10 protein-coding genes are annotated in these 11810 nt (G+C 67.1%); 6 read left to right on the top strand and 4 right to left on the bottom strand.

Annotation, left to right across the window (positions count from 1 at the left end; all coding sequences use genetic code 11):
* Positions 1 to 16 precede the first annotated feature (16 nt).
* Together RM532_RS12535 and RM532_RS12530 are read right to left on the bottom strand one after the other, a co-directional pair.
* Complete coding sequence (locus RM532_RS12535; protein ID WP_311653676.1) at positions 17 to 499, bottom strand: DUF3015 domain-containing protein; 483 nt, start codon at positions 497 to 499, stop codon at positions 17 to 19.
* A 97-nt stretch (positions 500 to 596) separates the two neighbouring features.
* The gene (locus RM532_RS12530; protein WP_311653675.1) at positions 597 to 2432 is read right to left on the bottom strand and encodes an OPT family oligopeptide transporter; all 1836 of its coding nucleotides are present in this window, start codon (positions 2430 to 2432) and stop codon (positions 597 to 599) included.
* Positions 2433 to 2569: 137 nt separating this feature from the next.
* Between RM532_RS12530 and RM532_RS12525 the strand changes: the two genes are divergently transcribed.
* Positions 2570 to 5407: a M16 family metallopeptidase gene (locus RM532_RS12525; protein ID WP_311653674.1), complete on the top strand. Its 2838-nt coding sequence runs from the start codon at positions 2570 to 2572 to the stop codon at positions 5405 to 5407.
* Positions 5391 to 6434 carry an OmpA family protein gene (locus RM532_RS12520; protein ID WP_311653673.1) on the top strand — a complete coding sequence of 348 codons (1044 nt, stop codon included), beginning with the start codon at positions 5391 to 5393 and terminating at the stop codon, positions 6432 to 6434. Before RM532_RS12525 ends, RM532_RS12520 begins: the two co-directional genes overlap by 17 nt.
* A 24-nt stretch (positions 6435 to 6458) precedes the next feature.
* Here the strand turns inward: RM532_RS12520 and RM532_RS12515 are convergent, their stop codons facing one another.
* A complete protein-coding gene (locus RM532_RS12515) occupies positions 6459 to 8096 on the bottom strand; it encodes a BCCT family transporter (RefSeq protein ID WP_423246899.1) in 1638 nt (545 codons plus the stop codon).
* Between the two features lie 149 nt (positions 8097 to 8245).
* Positions 8246 to 8575 (bottom strand): hypothetical protein, encoded by a 330-nt coding sequence (locus tag RM532_RS12510; protein ID WP_311653671.1) that lies wholly within the window; start codon positions 8573 to 8575, stop codon positions 8246 to 8248.
* 87 nt (positions 8576 to 8662) lie between these two features.
* Between RM532_RS12510 and RM532_RS12505 the strand changes: the two genes are divergently transcribed.
* From RM532_RS12505 to RM532_RS12490, 4 genes are all read left to right on the top strand, one after another.
* The gene (locus tag RM532_RS12505) at positions 8663 to 8983 is read left to right on the top strand and encodes a putative signal transducing protein (protein WP_311653670.1); all 321 of its coding nucleotides are present in this window, start codon (positions 8663 to 8665) and stop codon (positions 8981 to 8983) included.
* 266 nt (positions 8984 to 9249) lie between these two features.
* Positions 9250 to 9723: a tRNA (cytidine(34)-2'-O)-methyltransferase gene (locus RM532_RS12500; protein ID WP_311653669.1), complete on the top strand. Its 474-nt coding sequence runs from the start codon at positions 9250 to 9252 to the stop codon at positions 9721 to 9723.
* 19 nt (positions 9724 to 9742) lie between these two features.
* Positions 9743 to 10375: a response regulator transcription factor gene (locus RM532_RS12495; RefSeq protein ID WP_311653668.1), complete on the top strand. Its 633-nt coding sequence runs from the start codon at positions 9743 to 9745 to the stop codon at positions 10373 to 10375.
* Between the two features lie 2 nt (positions 10376 to 10377).
* Complete coding sequence (locus RM532_RS12490) at positions 10378 to 11757, top strand: sensor histidine kinase (protein ID WP_311653667.1); 1380 nt, start codon at positions 10378 to 10380, stop codon at positions 11755 to 11757.
* Positions 11758 to 11810: the final 53 nt, after the last annotated feature.

The following is an 11810-nucleotide window of genomic DNA, read 5'->3' as shown; positions in this document are numbered from 1 at the left end:
TCGAATTGCCTCTAGATCAGGACACGTAGCCTGACAGGCGCTCATCGGAACGCATGACGTGAACGATGTTGTTCATCACGTCGCGCGCGGTGACGTCCTCGGCCGGGAACACTGCCGAGAAGTTGTCGTGCATCAGGGCGTTGAAGTGATCGCGGTCGGCAACGTCGATGCCCATGGACACGGACAGCGCGGTCAGGGCTTCACCCTGGCCGGTAGCCATGTCCTGCGCCACTTCCTCGAGCACGCCGTTCTGCGACAGCAGGCTCTCGCCGCCGTAGGTAAGCGCCCCGTTGGTGCTACAGCCGTTGGTGCCACTGGTCATGCCGAAGGTGGCATTACCCGAGGTGCCGTTGACGATGGTTGCCAGAAGGTGAACGGGCAGACCGCTCTTGCCTTCGAAGACCAGGTTGCCCCAGCCGCAACCCGGGCCGCCCGGCGCCACCGCGCTCGCGGCCATGCTCGAGCCCAGCAGCGCGCTTGCCAGTAGAATCTTTTTCATCGTGAATCTCCCAGAATCCGGTTTGGATTGACTTGTTGTTCCACTCCCGGTCCGAACAGACCGGGACCCCACTATAGGGCAGCCGGCGGACAACACACTACCCCTGTTCGCGGGAAGTGCCCGGCCGGATACGCGCCAGCCAGGCACAAAGCGCCAGCATGATCACCAGGCCCGGCCAGGGCCCCAGCGATACGCCGGCGACAGCCAGCACATCCCGGTCGCCGCTGACCACGATCGGCACGGCCAGGCCGATGCCCATCAGCGCTTCGCCGGTAATCAGGCCGGCGGCGGCCAGCAGCCCTGACCCCTGCACCGGACGCTGACCGGCCAGCAGGGCCATCAGCCCGCCCAGGGCGATCGGCACCGAAAGCGACAGAGGCAGGTAGATGCCTACCGCCACCGCCAGTACGGGCAGCCGGAAATCCGACCCGGCGCGACGCAGCCACTCGTCGGCTGCGATCAGGGCCACCGCCACCAGCGCCCCCAGCCCTACCATCGACCAAGGCAGATCCCCGCCGAACACACCGCCGGCCACCGCCGCCATCAGGCTGGCCTGGGGCGCCGGCAGGGGATCGGGATGCGCTTCGGTCGGCACGCCGATGCCATAGGCGTTGAGCAGCAGTGATAGCACCGGCGCCAGCACGCACACGCTGCTGGCCACGCCCAGCATCTGCGCCAGCTGCTGCTGCCAGGGGGCCGCGCCCAGGATGGCGCCGGCCTTGAGATCCTGCATGTTGTCCCCGCCGATAGCGGCAGCGCAGCACACCACCGCGCCCACCAGAATGGCGGCCACCGGGCCCAGCGTGTCGTCGCCGAACAGCCACAGAAGCAGCAGCGCGGTGATCAGGATGGTCGCGATGGTGACGCCCGACACCGGATTGTTGGAGGAGCCCACCAGCCCGGCCATGTAGGCCGCCACCGCCGAGAACAGCCCGGCGGCCACCAGCATCATCAGCGTGAGCGGCACCGCGGCCACCGCGGAATCCAGCAGCCCGGCGTAGAACACGAACATGGGGACGATCAGGACCAGCCCCAGCCCGCCGAGCAGCCAGCGCGGAAGATCACCTTCGCCGCCAAGCACGCTGGTCCCGCCGATGCGCTGCAGCCCGGCGACCAGCGAGTCCCGCATGGCCCACAGCGCCCACAGGCCGCCGACCAGCATCGCCCCGACGCCCATGTAGCGAATCTGTTCGCTCCACAGCGACCAGGCCGCGTCGAGGGGCGTATCCGCCGGCGGCAAACCATGCACCAGCGCGTAAAGCGGCACCACCACACCCCAGGCGAACAAGCCGCCCGCGAATACCAGGACCGCGATGTTGAAGCCCACGATGTACCCCACCGCCAGCAGCGCCGGTGACAGGTTGGCCCCGGCGTAGAACACCGTCTGGCCCACCTGCGCGGCTACTTCGCCGGTGGCCTGCCACAGCCTCAGCCCGCTCTCCGCCAGCTTGGTGGCCCCGCCGACCACCACGCCGATCAGCAGCATCCCCATCCCGGCCCCGGCCTGGCCATGGCCGGCCCGCAGCACCTCGGCGGTGGCCCGGCCTTCGGGAAACGGCAGGTCCATGCCGTGGATCAGGGCATGCCGCAGCGGCACCGTGATCAGCACCCCCAACAGGCCGCCGATGCCGGCGATGAACACCACCCACCAGTAGGGGAAACTGTCCCAGTAACCCAGCAGGACCAGCGCCGGCAGGGTGAAGATCACGCCCGCGGCGATCGACTCGCCGGCGCTCGCCGCCGTCTGGACGATATTGTTCTCGAGAATGCTGCCGCGGGCCAGGGCTCGCAGTATCGCCATCGACACCACCGCGGCGGGAATCGAGGCGGACACCGTCAGGCCGGCGAACAGGGCCAGGTAGGCATTGGCCCCGGCCAGGATCATGGCGAGCATGATGCCGAGCAGGGCGGCGCGCAGGGTTAGCTGGGACATTACGAGAAAAATCGGCAATCCGGTTTTCGCAGTCTACCGCGTCATGCGCCGCCCGGAACGCCTGCGGCCGCGGGCGGTCAACAACAGCGGTGGTCGCCTGATAAGCTCCGGGCGATCCGCGATCGAGGAGACAGACAATGCCCAGCCGCCACGCCGGCTCACCCGCCACCTATGCCCTGCTGATCGGCCTTGCTACCGCCGGCTGCCAGCCCGCCGAACAGGCGCAGGCTGCCGAAGCGCCGAGCCCCGAAGCGGCAAAGGCCGCCGAGGCCGCCGCCGACAACACCGGTGGCGGCAGGGACATTCCCGACGTGGACATCGAATTCACCCGCTTCACCCTCGGCAACGGGCTGGACGTGGTGGTGCACGAAGACCACAAGGCCCCGATTGTTTCAGTCAACATCTGGTACCACGTCGGGTCCAAGGACGAGGGTCCGGCCCAGACCGGCTTCGCCCACCTGTTCGAGCACCTGATGTTCCAGGGCAGCGAGAACTGGGACGGCGAGTATTTCGAGCCCTTCGAACGGGCCGGCGCCACCTCGATGAACGGCACCACCAATACCGATCGCACCAACTACTTCGCCAACGTCCCGGTCCCGGCACTGGACATGGCCCTGTGGATGGAATCCGACCGCATGGGGCATTTCCTGGGCGCGGTGGATCAGGCCCGTCTCGACGAACAGCGCGGCGTGGTGATCAACGAGAAGAAGCAGCGGGCCAGCCAGCCCTACGGCGAGGTCTGGGAAAAGCTGCCGCCCAACACCTATCCCGACGGCCATCCCTATTCCTGGTCCACCATCGGCTCGATCGAGGACCTGAACGCGGCCTCGCTGGAGGACGTGAAGGCCTGGTTCAAGCGCTACTACGGTCCCTCCAACGCGACCCTGGTGATCGCGGGTGACATCGACCCCGACACCGTGCGCGACAAAGTCGAGCGCTACTTCGGCAGCATCCCCGCCGGGCCGCCGCTGGAGCACCAGAAGGAGTGGGTCGCGCCGATGACCGGCGAACACCGCCAGGTGATGCAGGACCGCGTGCCCCAGGCCCGTGTCTACAAGACCTGGAACGTGCCGGCCGACGGCACCGCGGACGAAACCCGGCTACAGGTCGCCGCCCATCTACTGGCCGGCTCCAAGACCAGCCGGCTGTACAAGCGGCTGGTATACGACGAGCAGCTCGCCACCGACGTGTCGGCCGATCTGTGGAGCAAGGAGATCGGCTCGCAGTTCATCATCACCGCCACCGCCCGGCCGGACGTGCCGCTGGCCGAGGTGGAGGCCGCGCTGGACGAGGAACTCACCCGCTTCATCGAGGAAGGCGTCAGTGCCGAGGAACTCGACCGCAGCCGCACCAGCCTGGCCGCGTCGTTTCTGCGCGGGGCCGAACGCATCGGCGGTTTCGGCGGCAAGGCCGACATCCTGGCCCGCGGCGCGGTCTATCACGACGATCCGGGCCACTTCCGCCAGTATCTCGACACCCTGCGCAACGTGCAGCCTGACGCCCTGCAGGCCACCGCCAGGCAATGGCTTTCCGATGGCGTCTATGTGCTGTCCGTACTGCCCTTCGGCGGGCACAGCCACGCCGACAGCGACGTGGACCGCTCGCAATTGCCGGATATCGGAGACGCGCCGGACCTGACCCTGCCCGAACTGCAACACGCCGAACTGGATAACGGCATGAAGATCTGGCTGGCCGAGCGCGATGCCGCCCCGGTGGTGCAGATGCGCATGATGCTGGATGCCGGCTACGCCGCCGATCCCAAGGGCGCGCCGGGTACTGCCAGCCTGGCCCTGGGCATGCTTGATGAAGGCACCGAACAGCGCGACGGCCTCGCAATCAGCGCCGAACTCGACCGCCTTGGCGCCAGCCTGTCCACCAGCTCGTCGCTGGACGCCTCCAGCATCAGCATGTCGGCCATCAGCAGCAAGCTGGACGCCTCGATGGACCTCTATGCCGACGTGATCCGCCGGCCATCGTTCCCGGAAGAGCAGTTCCAGCGGCTGTCGAAACAGCGCTTGGCCAGCATCGCCCAGGAAAAATCCAACCCCACCAGCCTGGCCCTGCGCACCATCGGCCCGCTGCTCTACGGCGATAAACATGCCTACGGCGTGCCCCTGACCGGCAGCGGCACCACGGCGGCCATCGAGGAACTGACCGTCGCCGACATGCAGGCCTTCCACCGACGCTGGGTACGCCCGGACAATGCCACGCTGATCGTGGTGGGTGACACCGACATGGCCACGCTCAAGCCCCTGGTCGAGGAAGCGTTCGGCGACTGGCAGGCCGGAGATGATGCGCCGCCGCTCAAGAATCTGCCCGATCAGCCGATGCCGGATCAGCAACGTATCTACCTGATCGACAAGCCCGGCAGCAGCCAGGCCACGGTGATCGCCGGCAGCCTGGCGCCGCCCAAGTCGCATCCGCAGGACATCGCCATGAACACGGTCAACGCCATTCTCGGCGGCATGTTCAACTCGCGCATCAATCTCAACCTGCGCGAGGAAAAGAACTGGTCCTACGGCGCCCGCAGCCTGCTGATGGACGCCCGCGCCCAGCAACCCTTCTTCACCTACGCCTCGGTACAGATTGACCAGACCGCGCCGGCGATAAAGGAGATGCGCGCCGAGATCACCGGCATCCTGGGTGACCAGCCGCCCACGGAAGAGGAACTGACCTCGGCTCAGGCAAACCTCACCCGCACCCTGCCAGGCAATAACGAAACCAGCAGCGAACTGGCCGGGACCTTCGCCAACCTGGCCGTGTTCGGCCTTCCCGAGGACTACTACCAGAATTACGTTACCCGGGTTCAGGCACTGGACATCCCCGCGCTCGAGCAGGCCGCGGAAACGCTGCTGAAGCCGGAACAGCTGATCTGGGTGGTGGTCGGCGACCTGGAAAAGATCGAAACCCCGATCCGCGAACTCGAGTGGGCCGAGGTCGAAGTCCTGCCGATGGACGATGTCGCAGCGCCCTGACCGGCGCGCGGCCTTCGCGGCGGTGCTGGCGCTGATCACCGCCAGCGCCGCGGCGGACGTCTCGCGCGAGGAAATCTTCGTACTCAACGCCGACGGCGAAAGCTACACGGTGTACAAGACCCTGCGCTCCGACCTGCCCGGCCGGGCACTGTTCCTGGCCGAGGGCGAGAGCGTGGACGACTACGTCTACATCCATCCCGCCGACTACCGCCGGGAAACCACGGACGACGGCACCCGGCTGGTGTTCGACAGCGGCGACTACGCATTGATGCGCGCCGACCGCTTCCGCGACTGGCAGCTCACCGACAATCCCGACGGCAGCACCACCTTCCACAGCTGGGACGGCCGCGAACTGGACAATGGCCACTACGGCAAGTGGAACAGCCCGGATCCGTTCGCCCACTTTTCCTATGTCTGGATCCTGCCGGCAAACATTGAAGTGCTGGATGCCCAGAGCAACCGGGACGGCAACTGGCAGCAGCGCGGTCGCACGCTGGCATGGCGCGGCGAGCAGATCAACGACCTGACCTTTCGCATCCGCTTCCAGCGGCAGGCGCCTGAAACGCCGACATTCCGCGCGGTCGAGGCCGATCCGGAACTGCCGGATGCCGAGCGCATCACCCTGGATTCCGCGGTCCTGTTCCCCTCCGGCCGGCACCGGCTGACCAGCGCGGGCGAACAGCTGCTGGCCGAGCTCGCTGGCCGGTTGAAGGCCCGCGGGCCGACCCGGGTCATCGTGGCCGGCCACACCGACAACCAGCCGCTAAAGCCCTATCTGCGCGAGCGCTACCCCAGCAACTGGGAGCTGTCGGCGGCCCGGGCCACCGGCGTGGTGCGGTTCCTGGCCGAACAGGGCGTGGACGCAGGGATACTGGAAGCCCGGGCACTCGGGGCCGAACAGCCGGTGGCCGACAACGACACCGCCGAGGGACGCGCCCGCAACCGGCGCATCGAGATCACCATTGCCGGGGCGGCGGCTTCCGGTCAGGCCGACACGGCGGCTACCGGCGACAACGAAAGCCGGTAATCGCCAGTCGGCTGACGCCGTGCGCTATGCCCCCTGGCGGGCGGTGACCCCGGCGCTCTTCTCCTCGGCACGCAACAACTGCAGCTCGTGATTGAGCCCCTTCAGCAGGGCCACGCACATCAGCAGCAAAACCAGCGTGAACGGCAGCCCGGTGGTTACCGCGGCGGCCTGCAGGGCGGACAATGCCTCGGCACCGCCAACCACCAGCAGCGCCGCGGCGATCAGACCCTCGGCGACACACCAGAACACCCGCTGAGCCACCGGCGCCTCGGTCTTGCCGCCGGCGGTGATGGTATCGATCACCAAGGAGCCGGAATCCGACGAGGTGATGAAGAACACCAGCACCAGCGTGATGGCCAGGAACGAGGTAACGCCTGCCAGGGGCAGATTCTCCAGCATGTGGAACAGCGATAGCGAGGAATCGCTGATGCCATTGGCCAGCGACCCCACGCCGTTGACGGCCTGATCCAGCCCACTGCCGCCGAACGCGCTCATCCAGATGGCGGTGACCACCATCGGCACAATCAGCACGGCAGTGAGGAATTCGCGGACAGTGCGACCGCGAGACACCCGGGCGATGAACATGCCCACGAACGGCGACCAGGAAATCCACCAGGCCCAGTAGAAGATGGTCCACGAGTGGTAGAAGGTCTCGTCTTCACGGCCGACCGGATTGCTCAGCGGCAACAGGTACTCGGCGTAGCCGGCCACAGTGGTCCCCAGGCTGGCGAAGAAGCCCATCACCGAACCGGTGATGATGACGAACAGCAGCAACAGCCCGGCCAGCATGATGTTGATATTGCTCAACAGTTTTACGCCGCCGTCGATGCCGCGCACCACGGATACCAGCGCCACCGCGGTGACGCCGGCGATGATCAGGATTTCCACCATCAGGCTGTCGGCAATACCGAACAGGAACTGCATGCCGCCCGCGGCCTGTTGGGCACCGAACCCCAGGGACGTGGCCAGGCCGAAGATGGTAGCCACCACCGCCAGGGTATCGATCACGTTGCCCAGCGGGCCCCAGACGCGATCACCGAACAGCGGGTAGAACACCGAACGGATCGCCAGCGGCAGGCCCTTGTTATAGGCAAAGAAGGCCAGTGACAGTGCCACCACGCCGTAGATGGCCCAGGGGTGCAGCGCCCAGTGATACATCACCGCACCCATGGCGGCAGTCCTGGCGGCGTCGGTGCCACCCGCCACGTTCAGGGGCGAACCCGCCCATTCGGTGAAGTAGCCCACCGGCTCGGCCACCGACCAGAACATCAGCCCGATTCCCATGCCGGCGGCAAACAGCATGGCGAACCACGACATGCGGGAGAACGCCGGCTCGGCATCCTGGCCGCCCAGGCGGATGCGACCGAACGGCAGCACGATCAGGGCCAGGCAGAACAGCACGAAAAAATTGCCGGCACTCAGGAACAGCCAGTCGAAGGTGTTGATGACCCAGTCGCGGGCACCAGTCAAGGCGGTCTTCGAGATATCCGGGAACAGCATGGAGCCGGCCACGAAGATCACGATCAGAATCGCGCTCCAGAGAAAGACGGGATTGTGCAGGTCCAGCCCGAACGGGTGGATATTGTCCTCACCGACTTCGTACTCGGTGTCGTAGCGTTCCTGAAGCTCCGCGACTTCTGCGTCCTGGCTCATTATCGGCATTCCCAAAGCATTGCCATTGACAAGCGCCAGACCCTAGCACAGCCAAGGAAAAACAATGAGGAGCCCCGCGCGGTCTTGCTGCAAGGGTCGTCGGTGGAAGGGTCAGTCGCCGGACGCCGCCGGCGAGTAAGTCGCCCCGTTCGGGCGCATCAGCGCAGGGCGGCGGGGCCGCCGAAGTCGCCGAGCGGGCGCAGGAAGGTATAGCGGGCCGGCGCACCGACCAGCTGACCGGCGGCTTCATCGGTATTCCGACCCAGTGCCGAAAATGGCAGCGACACCACGAACAGCCCGGTACCCGCCACCGTCGCCACCAGACTCAGGGGTCGGATCACCAGCACATCCACTCCCATCGCCGCTGCCGACGGAGCATGGGCGGCGTCCACGTCCGCCGCGTGAACCGGCTGGAACCCGGCGGCCGCGACTGCCAGCAACAGGCTGGCCAGCGCTGCTTTGGTTCGCGTGACTGTCGATCGGTTCATGAACTTGTCCGGAGCGGGGCGTATCGCCGAACATTAGGCAGCCGCCAACCCCCTGTCAATCGCAACCAGGCCGGACCACGTCACCGCATGAGCCAGCATCAGATCTATACCGCCTCCGACCCTGCCAATGCCCATATCGTGCGCGACTATCTCGCCGGGCATGGCATCGAGGCCCACATCCGCGGCCAGTTCCTGTGGGGCGGCATGGGGGAACTGCCGGCCAACGCCTACCCCACCCTGTGGGTGACCGACCCGGACCAGGTCGACCCCGCCCGCGCCCTGATCCGGCGATTCGAGGCCGACGACACCGCCACCCGCCAGGCCTGGCGCTGCGGCGGCTGCGGGGAACAGCTGCCGGGGCAATTCGACGCCTGTTGGCGTTGCGGTAGGAATCGTTCGAGCGATTAGCGCTGCTATCGCCAATCCGGTACCGGCCGACCGGCCGCGCCGCAAACGCTAACGGGGCTGACGACGCGGGCGGTTCGAGAACAGCACTCTTCCCTTTCCGTCGGGCGAGCCAAGCACTGCGGGCGGCGAGGTCCCTGGCCTGAAGGGGGCGCGCCAAGGAAGGGCGCGCGGTTTTCGCCGGCACGCGGACGTGCCGTCGCCCCCCCCCCCCTCGCCGACCGAAGCGCACAAGGCATCCCGGCCCGAACAAATGCGACTATATTTCGATGCACATCGCCCTCTACCAACCCGAAATCCCCCCCAACACCGGCAATGTGATCCGCCTGTGCGCCAACCTAGGTACCACGCTGCATCTGATTGAGCCGCTGGGATTCGAGCTGGACGATGCCCGTCTCAGGCGGGCCGGGCTGGATTACCGGGAGCTGGCCTGTCTGCGTACTTGGCCGGACTTGCCCGCACTGCTGGCCGCCCTGCCCGGTCACCGGCTGCTGGCCTGCTCTACTCGCGGCCGGAAGCGATACGACGAAGTCCGGTACCGGGCCGATGACGTCCTGCTGTTCGGACCGGAAACCCGGGGATTGCCGGATGCGCTGCTGTCCGGACTACCGCCGGACCAGGTGCTGCGCATTCCCATGCGGCCAGGCAATCGCAGCCTGAACCTGTCCAATGCGGTGTCGGTAATCGCCTTCGAGGCCTGGCGCCAGGCCGATTTCGACGGCGCCGGTCTGGCCCCGCAGTGATTGCATTATCATCGGCGTCATGAGCACGGAACAGGCAGGCATCCGGGTATTGCTGGTCGATGACCACGCGGTGGTGCGGGCCGGTTACGGCCGGCTGCTGAAAAGTGCGCCCGACATCGTGGTCCACGGTGAAACCGACACAGGCGAATCGGCCTACCATCTGGTCAGCCAGACACATTTCGACGTGGTGGTAATGGATCTCTCGCTGCCGGGGATGAGCGGCATCGAGGCCTGTTCGCGTATCCGCAAGCGTCGCCCCGACACCCGGGTGCTGGTGTTCTCGGTGCATGAGGAGGAAATTTTCGTCAAACGGGCTCTGCAGGCCGGGGCCGACGGCTACCTCACCAAACGAGCGGTGGCCGAGGTTCTGGTGGAGGCGGTACGCGATGTCGCCAGCGGCCGGCAGTATCTCGACCCGACCCTGGCCATGGCGGGAGCCGGCATCGATCCGCTTGCCTGTCTGTCGCGGCGGGAATTCGAGATATTCCGACTGCTGGCCGAGGGTCATGCGGTGCCGGAGATCGCCAACGCCCTGTTTTTGAGCCCGAAGACGGTCTCCAACCATGCCAGCCGTATCCGCACCAAGCTGGATGCCACCTCGGCGGCAGATCTGACCCGGCTGGCGATCCGGCGCGGCGTGATCGCCGCCTGACGGTGGCTGCCGGCCGTCAGCCCGCGGGCAATCTCGGGCCGCGACGGTCGCCCCGGCTGGGCCTGCGGGCGCGGCTGATGCTGTTCATCACGCTGCTGCTGGCAGCCGTGCTGCTGGCCGCCGCCGCGCTGGTGATCCAGAACGCCCGAACCGCGGTCAGCGACGAGACCGAAGCCACCGTATCCCTGGCCGCGGCATTGCTGGGGCGCACGCTGCCCCGGCATACCGACAGCAATACCCTGCTGCGCCAGTTCACCCCGGGGGAACAGCTACGTCATCTGTGTCTGCGCCTCATTCTGCCACGCACCCCGGCCCCGACCTGCGCGGATACCACGCCACCCGGTACACCAGCCTGGTTCGCCACACTGACCCGCCCGGAACAGGCGGCCGAAACCGTGCTCGACATCGAGGGCCAGCCGGGGCGCATCCTGATTCATGCCGATCCGGCCGATGAAATCGCCGAGGCCTGGCGCGACGTGCGAGGTCTGCTGGCGCTGATTCTGCTGTTCTACGCGGTATCGCTGGCCGCGGTGTTCCGTTCGCTGGGCCGCATCACCCGGCCGGTGCATACCATCAGCGCCGCTCTGGCCGGGGTGGAGCACGGCGAGCTCGAGCGCCGCCTGCCGGCCTTCGACATGCCGGAGTTCGACCGCCTCGCCGCCCGCTTCAATCTGATGGTGGCCACGCTGGAACGCACCCGCGACGAGAACCAGCGGCTGCACCGCCACTCCCTGCGCATCCAGGAAACCGAGCGCCAGCGGCTGGCCCGTGAACTGCACGACGAACTGGGCCAGAGCCTGACCGCCATCCGCGCGGACGTGGGCGGCATTCTCGCCCGCGAGACCAGCCTGCCGGCCGACGTGGCGGAATCGGCCCGGGCGATCAACGACGTGGCCGGCCGCATCTACGACCAGGCCCGCAGCATGATGCGCCGGCTGCGCCCACCCGGCCTCGACGAGCTGGGCCTGGCCGCGGCGCTGGAGGAAACGGTGGCCGGCTGGCAGCGGCAGAATCCGGATATCGCGTATCACCTGACGCCAGCCAACGACCTGTCAGCCCTGGATCCGGAGATCGCCATCCACGCGTTCCGTATCGTGCAGGAGGCCCTGACCAACGCCCACCGGCACGCGGACCCCCGGACCATCCGTATCCGGCTGGCCCACGAGGGCGGTCAGGTGACCGCTACTATCGAGGATGACGGCAACGGGTTCGACCCGGCACGAATGTCCACCGGCGTGGGCATCTCCGGCATGCGCGAACGGGCGGAGTTGCTGGGCGGGCAGCTGCAGATCGACAGCCGGCCCGGACGCGGAACCCGGGTACACGCCAGGCTGCCGCGCACGCCGCCGAAAAATCGGGAAGTATTCCCATTGAGCGAATAGGGGCCCCGTTCAACCATGCGCCCTGGCCGACGACGAGAGTAATCGGAGAGGGA

Origin of the sequence: Spectribacter hydrogenoxidans, from assembly GCF_031846275.1 — a bacterium.
Lineage (GTDB): Bacteria > Pseudomonadota > Gammaproteobacteria > Nevskiales > Salinisphaeraceae > Spectribacter > Spectribacter hydrogenoxidans.
Note: the sequence above shows the minus strand (reverse complement) of the source record. Positions and strands in the feature narration are given on the sequence as shown.